At 75.2% G+C, this 19,289-nt stretch carries 12 protein-coding genes; 2 read left to right on the top strand and 10 right to left on the bottom strand.

The annotated features are described in order from the left end of the window. Positions 1 to 177: 177 nt before the first annotated feature. The 4 genes from ilvN to ACVWNX_RS08595 all read right to left on the bottom strand — a co-directional run bounded on the left by ilvN (position 178) and on the right by ACVWNX_RS08595 (position 8,086). Positions 178 to 702, bottom strand: a complete 525-nt coding sequence (ilvN, locus tag ACVWNX_RS08580; protein WP_454413287.1) for an acetolactate synthase small subunit — start codon at positions 700 to 702, stop codon at positions 178 to 180. 40 nt (positions 703 to 742) lie between these two features. Beyond that, positions 743 to 2,614 carry an acetolactate synthase large subunit gene (locus ACVWNX_RS08585; RefSeq protein WP_454413288.1) on the bottom strand — a complete coding sequence of 624 codons (1,872 nt, stop codon included), beginning with the start codon at positions 2,612 to 2,614 and terminating at the stop codon, positions 743 to 745. Between the two features lie 243 nt (positions 2,615 to 2,857). Beyond that, complete coding sequence (locus tag ACVWNX_RS08590; protein WP_454413289.1) at positions 2,858 to 6,655, bottom strand: putative bifunctional diguanylate cyclase/phosphodiesterase; 3,798 nt, start codon at positions 6,653 to 6,655, stop codon at positions 2,858 to 2,860. Between the two features lie 444 nt (positions 6,656 to 7,099). Next, positions 7,100 to 8,086: a 2-hydroxyacid dehydrogenase gene (locus tag ACVWNX_RS08595; protein ID WP_454413290.1), complete on the bottom strand. Its 987-nt coding sequence runs from the start codon at positions 8,084 to 8,086 to the stop codon at positions 7,100 to 7,102. Positions 8,087 to 8,280: 194 nt separating this feature from the next. Here ACVWNX_RS08595 and ACVWNX_RS08600 point away from each other — a divergent pair, with 194 nt between their 5' ends. Together ACVWNX_RS08600 and ACVWNX_RS08605 are read left to right on the top strand one after the other, a co-directional pair. Then, positions 8,281 to 9,306: an aldo/keto reductase gene (locus ACVWNX_RS08600; protein WP_454413291.1), complete on the top strand. Its 1,026-nt coding sequence runs from the start codon at positions 8,281 to 8,283 to the stop codon at positions 9,304 to 9,306. A gap of 134 nt (positions 9,307 to 9,440) precedes the next feature. Next, positions 9,441 to 10,607, top strand: a complete 1,167-nt coding sequence (locus ACVWNX_RS08605; protein WP_454413292.1) for a PQQ-dependent sugar dehydrogenase — start codon at positions 9,441 to 9,443, stop codon at positions 10,605 to 10,607. Positions 10,608 to 10,887: 280 nt separating this feature from the next. Here the strand turns inward: ACVWNX_RS08605 and ACVWNX_RS08610 are convergent, their stop codons facing one another. From ACVWNX_RS08610 to ACVWNX_RS08635, 6 genes are all read right to left on the bottom strand, one after another. Continuing rightward, positions 10,888 to 11,118, bottom strand: a complete 231-nt coding sequence (locus ACVWNX_RS08610; RefSeq protein ID WP_454413293.1) for a DUF6191 domain-containing protein — start codon at positions 11,116 to 11,118, stop codon at positions 10,888 to 10,890. A 69-nt stretch (positions 11,119 to 11,187) separates the two neighbouring features. Then, positions 11,188 to 14,439: a helix-turn-helix transcriptional regulator gene (locus tag ACVWNX_RS08615; protein WP_454413294.1), complete on the bottom strand. Its 3,252-nt coding sequence runs from the start codon at positions 14,437 to 14,439 to the stop codon at positions 11,188 to 11,190. A 323-nt stretch (positions 14,440 to 14,762) separates the two neighbouring features. Next, the gene (locus ACVWNX_RS08620) at positions 14,763 to 14,987 is read right to left on the bottom strand and encodes a hypothetical protein (protein WP_454413295.1); all 225 of its coding nucleotides are present in this window, start codon (positions 14,985 to 14,987) and stop codon (positions 14,763 to 14,765) included. A 229-nt stretch (positions 14,988 to 15,216) separates the two neighbouring features. Beyond that, complete coding sequence (locus ACVWNX_RS08625) at positions 15,217 to 15,864, bottom strand: hypothetical protein (RefSeq protein ID WP_454413296.1); 648 nt, start codon at positions 15,862 to 15,864, stop codon at positions 15,217 to 15,219. Between the two features lie 187 nt (positions 15,865 to 16,051). Continuing rightward, the gene (locus ACVWNX_RS08630; protein WP_454413297.1) at positions 16,052 to 16,612 is read right to left on the bottom strand and encodes a GNAT family N-acetyltransferase; all 561 of its coding nucleotides are present in this window, start codon (positions 16,610 to 16,612) and stop codon (positions 16,052 to 16,054) included. 100 nt (positions 16,613 to 16,712) lie between these two features. Further along, entirely contained in the window at positions 16,713 to 19,064 is a 2,352-nt protein-coding gene (locus ACVWNX_RS08635; RefSeq protein WP_454413298.1) for an MMPL family transporter, read from the bottom strand. Between the last annotated feature and the right edge of the window lie 225 nt (positions 19,065 to 19,289).

The raw sequence follows: 19,289 nt of genomic DNA on the forward strand, positions 1-19,289 counted from the left end.
GGGGCGGGGGAAGGGAAGGGGCGGGGTCTCGCGATGCGGGCGCGCGCGTGGGGTGGTACGCGCGCGAGCCGTCCGCGTCGCCGCGGTCGGCCGTGGCGGCCCACCGCCCCACGCGCGCGGAGGGTCCCGCGCACACGAGGGCTTGGAGGCGGGGGCCGGTGGGCCCCCGCCGGAGGATCAGGCGGAGCGCTCCAGGGACCGCAGCGAGCGGTCCGTGATGGAACGGGAGCCCCGGCCGATGGCGATCGTGCCGGACTGGACCAGCTCCTTGATGCCGAACGGCTCCAGCATCCGGAGCATGGCCTCCAGCTTGTCGCTGGACCCGGTGGCCTCGACGGTGACGGCCTCCGGGGAGACGTCCACGGTCTTGGCGCGGAACAGCTGGACGATCTCCACGATCTGGGAGCGGGTCTCGTTGTCGGCGCGGACCTTCACCAGGACGAGTTCGCGCTGCACCGCCGAACCGGGCTCCAGCTCGACGATCTTCAGCACGTTGACGAGCTTGTTGAGCTGCTTGGTGACCTGTTCGAGGGGGAGGTCCTCGACGTTCACCACGATGGTGATGCGGGAGATGTCGGGGTGCTCGGTGACACCGACCGCGAGGGAGTCGATGTTGAATCCCCGGCGGGAGAACAGCGCGGCGATCCGGGCGAGGATGCCGGGGGTGTTCTCGACCAGGACCGAGAGCGTGTGCTTGGACATGACGGTCATTGTCTTCCTGCCTCGATACGTCTTCCGGGCCTCAGTCGTCTTCGTTGTCGCCGAAGTCGGGGCGGACGTCCCGGGCGGCCATGATGGTGTCGTTGGAGGTCCCGGCCGCGACCATCGGCCAGACCATGGCGTCCTCGTGGACGATGAAGTCGACGACGACGGGCCGGTCGTTGATGGCGTTGGCCTCCGCGATGACCTTGTCCAGGTCGTCGGGGGACTCGCAGCGCAGCGCCACGCAGCCCATGGCCTCGGCCAGCTTGACGAAGTCGGGGACCCGGGTGCCTCCGGCGGGCTTGCCGGGGACCGCCACGCCGTCGGCCTGGGGGTCCTCGGGGCCGCTGTGCAGGACGGTGTTGGAGTAGCGCTGGTTGTAGAAGAGGGTCTGCCACTGGCGGACCATCCCCAGGGCGCCGTTGTTGATGATGGCGACCTTGATGGGGATGTTGTTGAGGGCGCAGGTGGTGAGTTCCTGGTTGGTCATCTGGAAGCAGCCGTCGCCGTCGACCGCCCAGACCGTGCGGTCCGGCTGTCCGGCCTTGGCGCCCATCGCGGCGGGCACTGCGTAGCCCATGGTCCCGGCGCCACCGGAGTTGAGCCAGGTCGCGGGCTGCTCGAAGCGGATGAAGTGGGCGGCCCACATCTGGTGCTGGCCGACGCCCGCGGTGAAGATCGTGTCCGCCGGGGCGAGCTGTCCGATGCGCTCGATGACCTGCTGCGGGGAGAGCGAGCCGTCGGCGGGCTGGTCGTAGCCGAGGGGGTAGGTGTCGCGCCACCGGCCGAGGTCGTCCCACCAGGCGGTGTAGTCGCCGGTGTGACCGTCGCTGTGCTCCTTCTGGACGGCCTGGACCAGGTCCGCGATGACCTCGCGGGCGTCGCCCACGATCGGCACGTCGGCGGTGCGGTTCTTGCCGATCTCGGCCGGGTCGATGTCCGCGTGCACGATCTTGGCGTAGGGGGCGAAGCTGTCCAGCTTGCCGGTGACGCGGTCGTCGAAGCGGGCGCCGAGGGCGACGATCAGGTCGGCCTTCTGCAGCGCCGTGACGGCGGCGACCGAGCCGTGCATCCCGGGCATGCCCAGGTGCTGCGGGTGGCTGTCGGGGAAGGAGCCGAGCGCCATCAGGGTGGTGGTGACGGGGGCGCCGGTCAGCTCCGCGAGGACCTTCAGCTCGGCGGTCGCGCCCGCCTTGATGACCCCGCCGCCGACGTACAGCACGGGCCGCTTGGCCTGGGTGATCAGCTTGGCGGCCTCGCGGATCTGCTTGGCGTGCGGCTTGGTCACCGGGCGGTAGCCGGGCAGGTCCTGGGCGGGCGGCCAGCTGAAGGTGGTCCGGGCCTGGAGGGCGTCCTTGGCGATGTCCACGAGGACGGGGCCGGGGCGGCCGGTGGCGGCGATGTGGAACGCCTCGGCGATGGTCCGGGGGATGTCCTCGGCCTTGGTGACCAGGAAGTTGTGCTTGGTGATCGGCATGGTGATGCCGACGATGTCCGCCTCCTGGAAGGCGTCGGTGCCGATCGCCGCGGAGGCGACCTGGCCGGTGATCGCGACCAGCGGGACCGAGTCCATGTGGGCGTCCGCGATGGGCGTGACCAGGTTGGTGGCCCCCGGGCCCGAGGTGGCCATGCAGACCCCGACCTTGCCGGTGGCCTGCGCGTACCCGGTGGCCGCGTGACCGGCGCCCTGCTCGTGCCGGACCAGGACGTGCCGCACCCGGGTGGAGTCCATCATCGGGTCGTACGCGGGCAGGATCGCGCCGCCGGGGATGCCGAACACCGTCTCCGCCCCGACCTCCTCGAGGGAGCGGATGAGGGACTGCGCGCCCGTGACGTGCTCGACGGTGACGGACTGTCCTCCGGAACGGGGCCGCGGCTGCGGATGGTGGGCCCCGGTGGCCTGCTCGGTCATCGGCATTCTCTTCTCGATGCTGAGGGGGATTTTGCGAGAGTTGTACGGAGTGCTGCGGTCTGGTCGGGCGACCGGCACGGTGCCGGTGCAACAAAAAACCCCTCGTGCCGTGAGGCAAGCGAGGGGAGCGCGCCGGTGCGGTCAGCCAGGTGTCGGAACGACCCGGCTTCAGCCGACGCGCTGTCCAAGTACGAGAATTCGGGTGCGCATGGCTCAGACCCTCTCCCCCGCACTCAACCCCTGTCAAGTGGGTGGGACGTGGGTCTCATTATGTGAGCGGACGGTGGGGGTGCGGCAGTGCGCGGGGGACGGCGGTCCCGGATGGCCGCCCGGGCCCAGGGCTCCGTATCCGGGCTGGCCACGGGGGTCGCGGGGGGCGGGGCCGAGCGCGCCGCGCGGTTCGCGGGCGGTACGGGACGGACCCCGGCCGCCGGTCAGTACGGGTGCCCCCAGGCCGTTCCGGCCGTCCGCCCCGTCCATGCCGCCGTCCAGGGGCTGATGGGCCTCCCGGCCGTCGTGGACGGGCTCCAGCGGGCCCCGGCCGGGGTCGGGGGGCTCCGGGGGCACCGGGTAGCGGCCGGTCGTCAGGGCCCGGCGCAGCCGGTGCTCGTCCAGCGGGCCGGAGAACGCCGTGCCCTGGCCGTGGGTGCAGCCCATCGCGCGCAGTGCGGTGATCTGCTCCGGGAGGTCCACCCCGTCGGCGACGGACTCCAGTCCGAGGTCGGTGGCGATCCTCAGCAGTCCGCTGGTGATCTTGTGGAGGCGGCTGGAGGTGAGGACCCCCTCCACCAGGCTCCGGTCGAGTCTGAGGACGTCGACGGGGAGCCGTCTGAGCGCCGCGACGGCGGCGTGTCCGCTGCCGAAGCCGTCGAGGCCGATCCGCACCCCGAGTCCGCGCAGGGCGGTCAGCCGGGGTTCCAGCGCGTCGAACGGCACGGCGGGATCGCCGTCGGTCAGCTCGATCATCAGCTCGGCGCAGGGGAGCCCGTGCCGGGTCAGCAGCTCCTCGACGGTCCTCGGCGGCAGCGAGCGTTCCAGCAGGGCGCGGGCGCCGACCCGGACGACCACGGTGACGGGGTGCCCGGCACGGGAGCGGTCGGCGGCCCGGCGGACGGCCTCCTCCAGGGTCCAGCGCCCCAGCTCGGCCGCCCGGTCGGCGCCCGGCTCCTCGGCCATGCGCCGGAACTCGGCCGGGGTGAAGAGCACGCCCTGGCCGGATCTCCAGCGGGCCTGGGCGGCGACGGCGCCGATCGTCCCGCTGGCGAGGTGCACCACGGGCTGGTGGAGCAGCGCGAACTCGCCGTCGTCCAGCGCCGCCCGCAACCGTCCGGCCAGTTGGGTGCGGCGGACGGCGTCGGCCCGCAGCTGGGGGGCGTACAGCTCGACGCGCCCCTTGCCCGCCGCCTTCGCCCGGTACATGGCGAGGTCGGCGTTGCGCAGCAGTTCACCCTCCCCGACGCCGGGTTCCGCGAAGGCGATGCCGATGGAGGCGGCGACCCGGACGTCGTTGCCGTCGATGGGGTAGGGCTGGGAGAGCCGGGTGCGCAGCCGGTCCGCGAGTTCGACCAGGTGGTGTTCCCGGGCCTTCCGGTCGGTGGTGCCGTCACCGAGGACGAGGGCGGCGAACTCGTCGCCGCCGAGGCGGGCGGCGGTGTCGCCCTGGCGGACCGCTTCCTGGAGCCTGCGGGCCGCTTCGACCAGCAGCGCGTCGCCCGCCTGGTGGCCGATGGTGTCGTTGACGGCCTTGAAGCCGTCGAGGTCGATGAAGAGCACGGCGGTGCCCGGGTCGCGGTCGGCCGAGCGACGGCCGCCGAGGGCCCGGGCGACCCGGCGGGTGAACAGCGCCCGGTTGGGCAGTCCGGTGAGCGCGTCGTGTTCGGCGCTGTGCTGCAACTGGGCCTGGAGCCGGACGCGTTCGGTGACGTCCCGGCTGTTGAACAGCAGTCCTCCGTGGTGGCGGTTGACGGTGGACTCCACGTGCAGCCACTGGCCGTCACCGGAGCGGAAGCGGCACTCGATGCGGGTGGTCGGTTCCTCGGCCGGGCTCGCGGCGAGGAACCTGCGGATCTCGTGGACGACCCCGCTGAGGTCCTCCGGGTGGATGAGCGAGGCGAGTTCGCTGCCCACGAGGTCCTCAGCGGGCCGCCGGTAGACCCCGGCGGCGGCGGGGCTGACGTACCGCAGGACGCCGCTGGGCGCGGCGATCATGATCACGTCGCTGGAGCCCTGGACCAGGGAGCGGAAGTGGTTCTCCTGTTCCGCGAGTTCCCGGGTGAGGGTGATGTTGTCCATCAGCATGATGCCCTGGCGGACCACGAGGGCGAGGACGACCGTGCAGGCGGTGACGAGTACCACGCGGTCCACGCTGCGGTCGTTGAGGACGTTGTAGAGGATGCCGAGGGTGCAGACGGTGGCGGCGAGGTAGGGCGCGAGGGCGGTGAGGGACCCGGCGGTGGGCCGGGGGTCGGCCCCCTCGCGCCCACCGTCCTGACAGGGGTCGGGAGCGGGTCCGGACACCGGGCCGGACCAGGCCCCTGGCGCCCGCCCGGCCCGGGGGCGCGGGGTGGCGGCCGGGGGTTCCTGGGCCGGTCCGCCGGCACGGGGCTCGCGGGCCCGGAGGGCGGACTCGGCGGACCGCCCGGCCGACCGGTCGGCGCGGCCGTGGTCACGGCCGGGGTCACGATCGGAATCGCGGCCGGGGTCGGGGCCGTGGTCACGACCGGAGTCGCGGTCGTGGTCGGGGTCGTGGAGGAACGCGAGGTCCACCGACGCGTGGCCGTGGCTCCCGTGGCCGTACGCCTCGTGGCCGTGGGCGGGGCGGCGCCGGGGACGGTCGGTGGTCCACTGGCCCGGGTCGCCGTACGGGCGGCCGTGGCGGGCGGCTCCCTCGTGGCGTCCGGCGGCGGCCGGGACTCCGGTGACCGGGACTCCGGCCGGGGCGCCGGACGGCACCGGGCCGTCGTCACCGCCGCTGTCGGTGCCCGCGCGCTGGTGCGGCAGCCGGAGCGACGGGAAGAGCACGAAGGGCACGGTGGGGCGCGACGGGCCCGGTGTCGCGCTCACCAGGGCGGCGGCCCTGATGGGGCGAGGACGCTCCCCGGGCGCCCGGGCCGGGCCCGGGGCCCGGCCGGCCCCGTCGGTCCCATCCGCCCCATCCGTCCCGTCGGCCCCGGCGCCTTGGTCGGTCCCGTCGGCCCCGGCGCACGGGGAGGCCCGGTCGGGGCGTCCGACGGGGTCGGCCGGGCCTTCCGGATCGGCGGTGGAGGCCCAGGGCGCGTAGGCGAGCAGCAGCGAACCGGCGAACCAGCCCGCGTCGAGCAGTTGCCCCGAGCGGTAGCTGGCGTGCAGGATCGGCGAGCTGAACAGCGCGTCGCACACGACGGTGACGGCGAGGGCGACGAGCGCGGTGTTCACCGCGGAGCGGTTGACGGCGGTGCGGCGGTAGTGCAGCGCCAGGACGATGCTGACCAGGGCGATGTCCAGCAGCGGGTACGCGAGGGAGAGCGCCGCGTGGGCGACGCTCTCCCCCTCGAAGCGGGCCGTGTGGGCGAGCGCCAGGCTCCAGGAGAGGGTGAGCAGGGAGCCGCCGACCAGCCAGGTGTCGAGTCCGAGGCAGATCCATCCGGCCCTGGTCACGGGCCGTTTGGCGAGGAGCAGCAGCCCCACGATGGCGGGCGGGGCGAAGCACAGGAAGAACAGGTCGGCGAAGCTGGGGCTGGGCACGGGCACCCGCAGGACCACCTCGTACCAGCCCCAGACGCCGTTGCCGAGCGACGCCATCGCGGACGACAGGGCGAACAGGTACCAGGCCGTGCGGGACCGGCTGCGGCGGGTGCGGGCGTACAGCAGACAGGACACGGCGGCGGTGGCCGCGGCGGCGCTCAGACCGAAGTCACCCATGACGAGCGCCAGTTCGGGCGAGCCCCAGTCGAGGGCCGCCCCGGTCGCGTAGCCGCCGCAGACGACGGCCAGCAGGATCTGGGTCACCAGGCCGGTGCCGCCGCCGGTGCGGCGGGCGGGGACGGCGCCCGGGGCGTTCACCGGTCGCTCCCCGGCCGGGAGCGGGCGCGGCTGTGCGGTCCGCGTCCGCATCGGTGGGGTGGCCGGGCGGACGCGTGGTGGGCGCCGTCACCGTCGGACCGGCGTCGGCGTGTGAGCGTGCGCGCGGACCGTCTGATTTCCTTGCGTGTCGGATGGTCGTTCCATAGGCCGTGCATCAACGATCGCCCCCCTCGCGTTCCACTGTCCCGTCCCCCGCGCCGCACAGTGCGTGGCGCAGCCCCTCCCGGCGACGATACACCAATCTGGTCACTCAGGGACATAGTTCCTCTACTCTCCGTGACCAACGCAAGCACCTCCTCCTCTGGGGACGGTCCGGAGGCGGCGGAGGTTCACACCCTCCGTACCGAGTCGGGCACGGCATCGCGGGGGCGCGGGCGGCGGAACCGGAGGGCGCGTGCTCCGTCAGGGGGTGCTCGACACGCCTCAGTGCGCTGTTGGCGCTCCGTGTGCGCCGGTGCCCCGCCCGGTGACGGGCACTTCGTTCGCCAGTGGCTCACCGGCCGCGAACCGGGTCAGCTGAGCGGCCAGCAGCCGCTTGGCCCGGGGCTCGAACGCGCTGGAGGGGCCGCCCACGTGAGGGGTGATCAGCACGCCCGGCGCGCGCCACAGCGGGTGGTCCCCGGGCAGCGGCTCCGGGTCGGTCACGTCGAGCGCGGCCGTGAGCCGTCCGGTGGCCAGTTCGGCGAGCAGCGCCCCGGTGTCCACGACGGCCCCGCGCGCGATGTTCACCAGCAGCGCGCCGTCCTTCATCCGGGCCAGGAAGCGGGCGTCCACCAGGTGGCGCGTGCTCTCGGTGAGCGGGGTGACGACCACCACGACGTCGGCGTCCGGCAGCAGCGCGGGCAGGTCGGCCAGCCCGTGCACGGGGCCCCGGTCGGCGGTGCGGGCCCGGCGGGCGACCCGGGTGACCCGGGCGACCTCGAAGGGCAGCAGCCGTTCCTCGACCGCCGCGCCGATCGAGCCGTAGCCGAGGACGAGCACCGAACGGTCGGCGAGCGCGGGCCGGAAGGCGGTCCCCCAGTGTCCCCGGTCCTGGTCGCGGACGAAGCCGGGGACGCCGCGCAGGGACGCGAGGATCAGGGTGAGGGCCAGTTCGGCGGTGCTGGCGTCGTGCACTCCGCGCGCGCTGTGCAGCCGGACGCCGGGCCGCAGGGACGCCACCGCCGGGAGGAGGTCGTCCACGCCCGCGGTGAGCGCCTGGACGACCTCCAGACGGCGCATCAGGGGCAGCGCGCCCACCTTCACCGAGGGCCGCTTCAGATAGGGCACCGCGTAGAAGACGCACTCCCCGGGGTCGGCGGGGTACTCCTGCGCGCCGTCCTCCCCGCCGTCGTAGAAGCGGTAGGAGAGGCCGTCGGGAAGGCCGTCGATCTCTTCCGGCGGGTAGGGCAGCCACACGTCACCAGTCATGGCGTCGAGGCTATGCGCTCCCCCGGCGACCGGGCCGGACCGGTCCCGAGCGGCTCCGAGCGGCCCTGACCAGCGGGCGGAGCGGGGGACGCGCGGGCGGGCTGAAGATCCACTGAAGTCGGCCTGGGCGCGGACCGGGGTCGCGCAGAGGTTAGTTTGGGGGCCGCTCGGACGGCACGGGAGGGTACGGCGAGGTGGAGCGCAGGACGATCGGCGCGACGGCACTCGAAGTGGGCGCGGTGGGGCTCGGCTGCATGCCGATGAGCTGGGCGTACTCCGCCTCCCGGCGGCGCGGCGACGAGTCCGTGCGCACCGTGCACACGGCTTTGGACCTGGGCTGCTCCCTGCTCGACACCGCCGACATGTACGGGCCGTTCACCAACGAGCTGCTGATCGGGAGGGTCCTCAAGGAGCGTCGCGCGGAGGCGTTCGTCACCACCAAGTGCGGGCTGCTGGTGGGCGATCAGCACATCGTGGCCAACGGCCGTCCCCGGTATGTGCGCAGGGCCTGCGACGCCTCGCTGCGACGGCTCCAGACCGATGTGATCGACCTCTACCAACTGCACCGGGCCGACCCGGAGGTGCCCGTCGAGGAGACCTGGGGCGCGATGGCGGAGCTGGTGGGGGCGGGCAAGGTGCGGGCGCTGGGGGTGTGCGCGGTGGGCGCCCGGCCGCCGGGCCGGGCCGGGGGCCGTCCGCACGAGGCGACGGTGCGTCAGCTGGAGCGGATGCAGCAGGTGTTCCCGGTGGCGGCGGTGGAGGCCGAGCTGTCGGTCTGGTCGCCGGAGGCGCTGGACGTGCTGCTGCCGTGGTGCGAGGCGCGGGGCGTCGGGTTCCTCGCCGCGCGTCCCCTCGGCAGCGGGTACCTGACCGGGACCCTCACCCCGGGCCAGGGGTTCGAGCCGGACGACGTACGGGCCATGCACCCGCGCTTCACCGCCGAGGTGATGGCCGCGAACCAGGCGATCGTGGCCGGGCTGCGCCGGGTCGCCCGGCGGCACGGCGGCGACGGCTCCGGGCGCGGCGGGGTGACCCCGGCGCAGGTGGCGCTGGCGTGGGTGCTGGAGCGGGGTCCGCACGTGGTGGCGGTGCCGGGGGCCAAGCGGGCGCGGTGGGTGACGGAGAACGCGGGGGCGGCGGCGCTGCGGCTCGACGACGCGGACCGGGCCGAGATCGCGGGTCTGCCGCCGGTCCGCGAGTCCTGGGACCCCTGGGACTGACCCCGTTGTTCCGCCGTCCCGCCGTCCCCTCGCGGGCGGCGGGAACGGGAGCGCCCGGTGGTTCGTTGCCCCGGCGACGGGGCCTTCCGGGGCCCGGCGCGAGAGCGACCCGTCACGTCGAAGGGACCGAGAACGTGTCACGTCCAGTCCGCGCGGCCGCCCTGACCGCCGCCGCCCTGCTGCTCGCGTCCGGCTGTTCCCCGGACGGCGGCGCCGAGCCCGCCGACCGCGGCGGGTCCGGCCCGGCGTCCTCCGGGGCCTCCCCGGTCGATCCCCCGGCCCCGGCGGAGACCGCCGGGACGGAGGGGTCGGTGGAGGTGGTCCGCACGGTCGCCGAGAAGCTGGCCTCCCCGTGGGGCGCGGTCGCGCTGCCCGGCGGCGGTCTGCTGGTCTCCTCGCGCGACGAGGGCACGATCGGGCGGATCGACACGCGTACCGGCGCGCGGGTGGAGCTGGGCCGGGTGCCCGGGGTGGCGGCGGGCGGCGAGGGCGGGCTGCTCGGCCTCGCGCTCTCCCCGTCCTTCGCCTCGGACCGGATGGTCTACGCGTACCTCACCACCGCCTCGGACAACCGGATCGTCCGGATGCGGTACGACGGGAACGAGCCCTCGGGGCGGCAGCTCGGCGCTCCGGACACCGTGCTGCGCGGCATTCCCAAGGGCACGATCCACAACGGCGGCCGGATCGCCTTCGGCCCCGACGGGATGCTCTACGCCGGAACGGGCGAGGTCGGCCGGACGGGACTCTCGCAGGACCGGACGTCCCTGGCGGGGAAGGTCCTGCGGATGACCCCGGAGGGCGAACCGGCACCCGGCAACCCGCTGGGCGACGACTCCTACGTCTACTCGTACGGTCACCGCAATGTGCAGGGGCTCGCCTGGGACGGGAGGAAACGGCTGTGGGCCGCGGAGTTCGGCCAGGACACCTGGGACGAGCTGAACGAGATCGTGCCCGGGGGGAACTACGGCTGGCCCGAGGCCGAGGGCAAGGGCGGCGGGAAGGGGCTGCGCGACCCGTTCGCCCAGTGGCCCACCTCGGACGCCTCCCCCAGCGGCATCGCCTACGCGGAGGGCACCGTCTGGATGGCGGGGCTGCGCGGCGAGCGGCTGTGGCGGGTGCCCGTCGGGGACGGGAAGGGGGCGGCGGCGGAGCCGGAGGCGTTCCTCAAGGGCGAGTACGGGCGGCTGCGCACGGTGGTGGCCGCGGGCGGCGACCGGTTGTGGCTCACCACGAGCGAGACGGACGGCCGGGGGACGCCCGAGCGGGGCGACGACCGGGTGCTGGAGCTGAAGGTCGGCTGACCGGGCCCGGCCACGGGGGCGGGGGCGGTGGGTGGCCGGTCGCCCATCGTGCCGTCCGGTCACCCGGGAGTCCGGGGGCGCCCGGTTCGGGCAGGCGGGCTGTCGGGCAGGCCGTTCGGGCGGGCGGTTCGGGCAGGCGGTTCGGGCGGGCGGTTCGGGCGGGCGGCTGGCTCCCGCTCCGGCCCGGCGGCCGTCCCGTCTGCGGCCGGAGGGGGCGTGCCCGTCCCCGGCCAGGCGGGGGCCTCCGTCTCCGGGTCCGGCGGGGGCCTCCGGCCGAGGGTCAGGCGGGCGGGGCGGCCGGATCGTCCGAGGGGTCCGGTCCGTCCGGGTCGTCCGGCGGCGGGGAGGCCGGGCGCGGGGGGCGGATGGTGACCGCGCCGGAGGTGAGGTCGATCGGTCCGCGTCCCGGATCGCCGTCGGCGAGGTCGACCCGGGTGAGTTCCAGACGCTTGCGTTCCTCGTCGGTGTGCTGGTGACCGGGTGCGAAGACTTCCTCTATCGGGTTGAACACGGTGCCCTCCCTGGTCGGTCCGTCCGTCCAGCGTAGGCGAACGCTGGGGCGTCCCGGGGGGGGCCGCCGTCAGACGCCCGCCCCGACCGCCCGGGGCTCCGGCGGGAAGAGCCGCAGCCGGTGCGCGAGCGCGGCGGCCTCGCCCCGGCCGGAGACGCTCAGCTTGCCGAGGATGTTGGAGACGTGGACGCTCGCCGTCTTCGGGGAGATGAACAGTTCCTCCGCGATCTGCCGGTTGCTGCGCCCGGCGGCCACCAGCCGCAGGACGTCCCGTTCCCTGTTGGTGAGGCCGAGGGAGGTCAGCGGGTCGTCGGGCGCCTCGGCCGGGGCGCAGGTCAGGGAGAGCCGGGCCCGCTGGGCGAGCCGGTCCGCCGCCGCGCCGAGCGGCGCCGCGCCCAGGTGCCGTGCCAACGCGGCCACCTGGCGCAGCAGTTCCGCCGCCCGCGCGCGGTCGTCACCGCCGTCGCACCGCGCGCCGCCGTCGGCCCCGGTGACGTTTCCGGGCGTCGCCCCGGTGCCGTCCCCGGCTCCCGTACCGGTCCCGGTCGTGTCTCCGTCTCCGGTCCCGGTCCCGGTCCCGGTCCCGGCTTCCGTCCCGTTTCCGGCTTCCGTCGTGGTGCCGTCGTCCGCCGCGTCCGTCGTCGCCCCGCCGCCCGAGGCGGTGTCCCGGGTGGCGGAACCCGCCCCGAGCAGTGCCTCGGCGAGCCGGTAGCGGGCCTGGGCGAGGTCGTAGGGGCGCTCCAGCGGGGTGAGCGCGGCGACGACCGCGCGCCAGTCGGCGGGGGTAGCCCGGCCCTCGGCGCGGCGGAGTTCGGCGCGCACCCAGTGGTCGTGGGCCTCCCAGACGGGGGCGCCGGTGGCGAGGCGCCGGGCGGCCTCGCGGATCCGGGCGACGGCGGCGGCGCGGCCGGGCCCGGCGACCGCCAGCCCGCGCGCCCCGGCCTCGACGGTGGCGGCGGCGCGCAGCAGGGGCCAGCCGTAGCGCTGGGTCCCGGGCGGGAAACCGGCGGCGAGGGCGGCGTCGAGTTCGGTCCGGGCGTCCAGGATCCGGCCCTCGCCCGCCGCGACGCCCAGGGCGACCAGGGCGAGGAGGGTGGAGGTCTGCGGCACCGGGTCGTGGGTCCCGTACCGGCGGCGGGCCTCGGCCAGTTGGCGCGCGGCCCCGGCGACGTCCCCCCGGGCGAGCGCGAGGTGCGCGGCGTAGACGGCGGCGGTGGCCCGGGGGCCGGAGCCGTGGCCCGGGTGGTCGACCCGTTCGATGGAGCGGGCGGCCTCGTCCCAGCGTCCCAGGGTGTAGAGGGACTCGGCGCGGTTGCCCCAGATCCACGCCTCCGTCTCGCGCAGTCCGTAGTGGCGGGCGAGCCCGGCGCCCTCGTCGAGGATGGCGACGGCCTCCCGGGAGCGTCCCACGCCTTCCAGGGCGGACGGCAGGTTCACGAAGACGCGGCCGAGTCCGCCGGGACCGAGGGCCAGGGCGTTCTCCTTGATCGCGTACATCTGCGCGAGGCCCGTCTCGACCTCCCCGGCGTCCACCAGGAGGGTGCCGAGGGTGAGCCGGGCGTTCTGCTCGATCTCGTCGACGCCGACCATCCGCGCGTACTCGACGGCGCGTTCGGCGGTGGCGAGGCTGTCCGGGCCGGGTTCGTGGATCATCGACCAGGCCGCGACCCGGGTGAGCACCTCGGCGTGCACCCGGGAGGGCGGCAGACCGCGGACGAGGTCCTGGGCGGTGGCGAGTTCCCGCCAGCCGTCGCCCCGGGCCAGCGCCTGGACCAGGATGGAGCGCTGCACCCAGAACCAGGCGGCGCGCAGCGCGTCGGGCTCGTCCTCCAGCAGCCGCAGGGCCCGCTTGGTGATCTTCAGCGCGCGGTCGCGCTCCCCGCAGAGCCGTCCGGCGACGGCGGCCTCCGCGAGGACGTCGTGGTAGGTGAGGGGGGTGGCGGCGGGGTCCGGGTCGCAGGGCAGGTACCGCCCGATGTAGTCGCCCGCCCGCAGCCGGGCGCGGACCTCCCCGGGGGCGTCGTCCCACAGTTGGGTGGCCCTCTCCAACAGGCTCAACTGCTCGGCGTAGGCGTGCCGGTCGCGGGCCTCGGCGGAGGCGTCGAGGACGGCGGGCAGGGCCTTGGCGGGGTCGTGCGCGTGGTACCAGTAGCTGGCGAGGCGGGTGGCGCGCTCGTCGGCGGGGACGAGGGCCGGTTCGGCTTCGAGGGCCTCGGCGTAGCGGCGGTTGAGCCGGGTGCGCTCACCGGGCAGCAGGTCGTCGCTGACGGCCTCGCGGACCAGGGAGTGCCGGAAGCGGTAGCCGTCGCCGTCGGGCGTGGACTGGAGGATGCTGGCGCCGACCACGACGCGCAGCGCCTCGATGAGGTCGTCCTCCCCGAGTCCGGCGACGGCGGCGAGCAGCGCGTGTCCGACGGTGGAGCCGCCCTCCGCGACGGCCCGCACCACGCGTCCCGCGTGGTCGGGGAGGTTCTCCACCCGGACCAGCAGCAGGTCGCGCAGCGAGTCGGAGAGCGGGGGGCAGCGGTTCTCCCCGGCGGCGACGGCCAGCTCCTCGACGAAGAAGGGGTTGCCGTCGGAGCGGTCGAAGATCTCGTCGACGAGGGTGGGATCGGGTTCGGCGGCGAGGATCCCGGCCATCTGGGCGCCGACCTCGGCCCGGCTGAAGCGGTCGAGTTCGATGCGGCGGACCGTGCGCAGCCGGTCGAGTTCGGCGAGCAGGGGGCGCAGCGGATGACGACGGTGGATGTCGTCGGCGCGGTAGCTGGCGAGGACGATGATCCGGCCTCGGCACAGGGTGCGGAAGAGGTAGGCGAGGAGGTGGCGGGTGGAGGCGTCCGCCCAGTGCAGGTCCTCCAGCGCGACGAGGACGGTGCGGTCGGCAGCGAGCCGTTCCAGCAGCCGGACGGTCAGTTCGAAGAGGCGGGCCATGTCCTCCTCGCCGTGGCGCGCGCCGGGGGTGCGGCCCAGTTCGGGCAGGAGCCGGGCGAGTTCCTCCTCCTGTCCGGCGGCGGCGGTGGCGAGCTGTTCCGGGACGCGGAGGCGCAGCACGCGCAGCGCGGTGGAGAAGGGGGCGAAGGGCAGCCCTTCGGCGCCGATCTCGACGCAGCCGCCGATGGCCACCACGGCGCCCCCGTCACGGGCGGCACGGGCGAACTCCTCGATGAGCCGGGTCTTGCCGACCCCGGCCTCGCCGCCGAGCAGCAGGGCCTGCGGCTCGCCCTCCTCGGCGCGGGCCAGCGCCTCGCGCAGCGCGGCCATCTCGGCGGCGCGGCCGACGAACACGGGACTGACGGACCTGGTCTCCACAGCGCCGAGCATCGCACAGCGGGGCGCGGCTTCCCCAGCGGATATCCCTGCTGGTAGTGGCGCTGGTGCAGGTGCTCGTGGTGGAACCGGTGCAGGTGCTCGTGCTGGTGCCGGTGTCGCTGTCGACACCTCCGTCGGTACCGCCGCGGAGGTGCCCGTCGAGACGCCCGTCGGCCCTCGGGGACGCTCCGGGGCGGGATTCCCCTCGGGAGACCCGGAGGCCGTGGGGGCGAGTGCCGGAGCGGGGCCGGACGCGCCGGTCGGGGCGCCGGTGTGCGACGCCCCGACCGGGGTGGTGCGGTTCGCCGCGCGGGAGGGTGCGCGGCCCCCGGGGTTCACGCGGCCCGGGTGAAGCCGTCGGGACCCCGGTCCCGGGTGACGGGAAGGCCGGGTTGGCCGCCGGACGGGCCCCCGCGCCGGGCGTGGCGTTCCCGGAGGGCGCGCCGCGCCTCGTGCACGAGGCGGTGGCGGGCGGCCCGGCGGCGGAGGTCGGTGGCGTGGAGCTGGTGCAGTTCGTACGCGAACATCTGGTTCCCCTGGGTGAGTGGTGGTCGTCGCACTCTCGGCGACGTCTCCACTCTCGCCGTCAGGGGGGTGCCCCCGCATCGGGCGGGTGCCGCATCCCGTGCGGCACGGGGTGCCTTAGGGCGGGGGCGGTCCGGCCGGAGAGGACCTAAGGCGGCTCGGACCGGCCTTAGGGACCCGGTCGGCCTCGGGGACCAGGCCGACCTCGGGGACCCAGTCGGCCTCGGGGACCGGTCCGCCTCGGGCCCTCTCCGGGACGGGGGCTCAGGTGACGGAGGGCAGGCCCAGCAGCAGGTCGGTGTACTTGGCGATGGCCAGCAGCAGCCCCACCGCGCCCAGGACGACCCCGGCCCAGGCGACCGACGCGATCCACGGGGCCCGCTCCGGGCCGGGGGTGCCGAAGGCGGGCCGGGCGACGACCACCGCGCCGATCACCAGCGCGACGAGGGCGAAGAGGCCGCCGACGAGGGCGGCGGCCTGCCAGGCGTCCCCGTAGACGATCTCGACCTGGCGGGCCACGTCACCACCGGAACCGGCCGCCTCCAGCTGTCCGATGACGGACTGCCGGGCGGAGGCGACGGTGCCCAGCCAGCCACCGCTGAGGGAGACCACCGCGAGGGCGGCCGAGACGACGGCGGCCGCGCCCGCGCCGACGCCCTGGGACGCCCCGCGCCCGGACGGCCCGGTGCCGTCGTCCGCGCCGGGCTCGTCGCCCTCCACCAGCCCGGACCCGGTGCCGTCGCCGTCCCCTTCGGCCCCGGGCTCTCCGTCGCCGCGGTCGGGGACGGCCCGGTCGGGGGCGGACCGGTCGTTGTCGGCGGGGGCGGTGGTGGACCCGTCGTCGGCGCGGTCCTCCCCGGTCCCGGGGGCGGTGCCGGTCTGAGCGGCGGTCTTCTCGGTCTGCGTTGCCATGCGGGCACCGTACGGACGCCGTCTGAGAGGTTCCTTTAAACGGCTTCCGTCCCGGCGGTCATGGCCGTCACGGCACGGGATCGCGACCGTCAGCCGTCCGGTACGGGCCACCGCCCGTCAGCCGATGGTCAGCCGACCATCGGCGGGCGGTCGGCGGGCGAGCGGGGGGGGACGGGCGGCGGACCCGCTAGCCGTCCCGCTCCGCCGCGCGCCACTCGGGCGCCAGCACCGACCACACCTCCATGTCGTGGCGCACGCCCCGGTACGGGTAGCTCTCGCGGAGGATTCCGTCCCGTCGCATCCCGAGCCGTTCCGCGACCCGGCGGCTCGGCTCGTTGGCGCTGGAGGTGACCCACTCGACGCGGTGCATCCCGCGCTCCCCGAAGGCCCAGTCGAGCAGGACGCGGGCGCCCCGGGTGACCAGTCCCCGTCCGGCGGCGGCGGGTTCCAGCCAGCAGCCGATCTCGCAGTTGCCGCTGTCGGCGTCGAAGATCCGGAACAGCAGCCCGCCCACCAGGGTGCCGTCGAGCCAGACGCCGTGCAGGGAGCCGTTGTCGGCGGCGCGCTTGTCGGCGTACGCCTGGAGCAGGACGCGTGCGGAGGCGGTGTCGTGGACCTGCTCGCCGAAGGCGATGTACCGCCCGATGAAGTCACGGCCCCGGTCGACGTGGGCGAGGAACTCCTCGGCGTGCCAGGGCTCTAGGGGGCGCAGTTCGGCCCCGTCGTCACCCAGCGGTCTGGTGTACATCTGCGGTGCTCCTCGAACGGTCCGGCGCGGGCGGCGCGCACGGATGGCGGGTGGACGAGCGGACACCCGGGCCCATGGGCCGGCGGACCAGACGTCCGCGTCAGACGTCCGCGTCGACGGGGGCCCCGGTGCGCGCGGGCCCGGCGCGTCGCCCGGGAATCCTCGCACGTCCGCGCGGGTCCTCGGGACGGCATTCGGGCGGCTCGATGCTGATGCGGGGCAGGATCCGGTCCAGGGAGCGGGGCAGCCACCAGTTGGCGCCGCCGAGCAGGTGCATCAGGGCGGGCACCAGCAGGGTGCGCAGCACGAACGCGTCGAGGGCGACGGCGGCGGCGAGCGCGATGCCGAACATGGCGATGACCCGGTCGCCGCTGAGGACGAAGGCGAGGAAGACCGCGATCATGATGACGGCCGCGGAGTTGATCACCCGGCTGGTCTCGGCCAGGCCGACCCGGACCGCGCGGCGGTTGTCCCCGGTCGCCAGCCACTCCTCGTACATCCGGCTGACCAGGAAGACCTGGTAGTCCATGGAGAGCCCGAAGAGCACCGAGACCATGATCACCGGCAGGAAGGGTTCGATGGGGCCCGCCCGTCCGAGTCCGAGCAGTTCCGTGCCCCAGCCCCACTGGAAGACGGCGACGACCACGCCGAAGGCCCCGGCGACGGCGGCCACGTTCATGGCGGCGGCCTTCAGGGGGATGCCGATCGAACGGAAGGCCAGCAGGAGCAGCACGCAGCCGAGGGCGACGACGACCCCGACGAACAGCGGCAGCTTGCCGATGATCAGCGCCGCGAAGTCGTCGTACCCGGCGGTGACCCCGCCGACCTGGACGTCCAGAGAGGTGCCTTGTTCGGCGCGCGGGAGGAGGTCGGTGCGCAGCCGGTCGACGAGTTCGCTGGTCCGTTCGGACTGGGGGGCGGACTCGGGGACGACGGTGAGCAGGGCGGTGTCCCGGTCCGCGTTGTAGGTGACGGGACCGACGGAGGCGACGTTCCCGGTGTCGCGGACGGTGGCGGCGAGCGCGTCGAGGGCGGCCCGGTCGGCGGCCCCGCGCACCTCGGTGACCAGGGTGAGCGGACCGTTGACCCCGGGCCCGAAGCCGTCGGCGAGGAGGTCGTACGCCTGGCGGGTGGTGGAGCCCTCCGGGTTGTTGCCCTGGTCGGAGGTGCCGAGGTGGAGCGAGAGGGCGGGCAGCGCGAGGACGGTGACGGCGGCGAGGGCCAGCGAGCCCAGCAGTTTCGGGCGCCGTTCCACCAGGGCGGACCAGCGGGCGGCGAGCCCGCTCGGGGCCTCCGCGCCGGTCACCGGACCGTGCTCGGCCAGACGGCGGCGCTCACGGCGGCCGAGGGCGCGCGGGCCGATCCAGGAAAGCAGCGCGGGCAGCAGGGTGACGGAGGCGGCGACGGTGAGGACGACGGTCAGCGAGGCGGCGATGGCGACCCCGTTGAGGAAGCCGAGCCGCAGCACCAGCATGCCGAGCAGGGCGATGCAGACGGTGGCCCCCGCGAAGACGACCGCGCGGCCGGTGGTGGCGACGGCCCGTTCGGCGGCCTCGCCGACCGACAGCCCCCGGCGCAGCCCCTGCCGGTGGCGGGTGACGATGAACAGCGCGTAGTCGATGCCGACGCCGAGGCCGATGAGCAGCCCGAGCATCGGGGCGAAGTCGGCGACGGTCATGACGTGGCCGAGCAGCACGGTTCCCGCGTACGCGGTGCCGACGCTGACCAGGGCGGTCGCTATCGGGAGCAGCGAGGCGGCGAGCGAGCCGAAGACGACGAAGAGCACCACGGCGGCGACGGCGACGCCCACGGCCTCCGCGAGGTGGCCGCCGCGCGGTTCGGCGAGGGCGACGGCGGCGCCGCCCAGCTCCACCTGGAGGCCGTCGGCGGCGGCGCGGGAGGCGGTGTCCACCACGGCCCGGGCGTCGGCGGCGGTGAGGTCGCCGACGGGCCGGTCGAAGGTGACGGTGGCGTAGGCGGTGCGGCCGTCGGCGCTGATCCGTTCGTCGCTCCCGGAGTCCGCCGCGTCCCCTGAGTCCGCCGCGCCCGCCGCGCCGGTGGCGCCCGTGGCGCCCGTGGCGCCCGCGTCGTCCGTGGCGCGGGCGGTGCCCGTCGCGTCCGCCGCGTCTTCGTACGGGTGGCTGACCCCGGCGACGGCGGGCAGGGCGGCGACCTCCGCCAGGGCGCGGGTCATGGTCCGCTCGACGTCGGCGGCCCGGACGGTGCCGTGCTCGGTGTGCCAGACGATGGTGTCGCTGTCGCCGCCGGAGCCGGGGAAGCCTTCGGCGAGGAGTTCGGCGGCGCGGCCCGACTCGGTGCCGGGGACCTCGTAGTCGTTGGAGTACGCGGTGCCCGCCACGACCGCCGCGGCGGCGGTGCCGCCGAGGGTGGCCAGCCAGATGAGGACGGCCGCGAGGCGGTGTCGGACACACCATCGTGCGAGTGCTGCCACCGCTGGGCTCCCGGGTGCTTCGTCGGGTCTTCTCGTGACCCGCCGGTACCCCGCCGGGGTCGCGGGACCGGCCCGGCCACGAGGGGCGGCGGGCCGTCCGGGACCACGCGCGGAGAACGGGTGACCACAGGAACGCACGCGTCAGCGGAGGCGACGCGCGGGCCAGGGGCGGAATCCCGGCGCGCGCTGGGCGCGCGGACCGGCCGCTGGACTGGCTGATAACAC

It is taken from the genome of Streptomyces sp. JNUCC 64, assembly GCF_054484115.1.

Coding starts and splice junctions, on each gene's coding strand:
- ACVWNX_RS08630 (WP_454413297.1), bottom strand. CDS start 16,612: ATGTACACCAGACCGCTGGGTGACGACGGGGCCGAACTGCGCCCCCTA.
- ilvN (WP_454413287.1), bottom strand. CDS start 702: ATGTCCAAGCACACGCTCTCGGTCCTGGTCGAGAACACCCCCGGCATC.
- ACVWNX_RS08625 (WP_454413296.1), bottom strand. CDS start 15,864: ATGGCAACGCAGACCGAGAAGACCGCCGCTCAGACCGGCACCGCCCCC.
- ACVWNX_RS08595 (WP_454413290.1), bottom strand. CDS start 8,086: ATGACTGGTGACGTGTGGCTGCCCTACCCGCCGGAAGAGATCGACGGC.
- ACVWNX_RS08585 (WP_454413288.1), bottom strand. CDS start 2,614: ATGACCGAGCAGGCCACCGGGGCCCACCATCCGCAGCCGCGGCCCCGT.
- ACVWNX_RS08615 (WP_454413294.1), bottom strand. CDS start 14,439: ATGCTCGGCGCTGTGGAGACCAGGTCCGTCAGTCCCGTGTTCGTCGGC.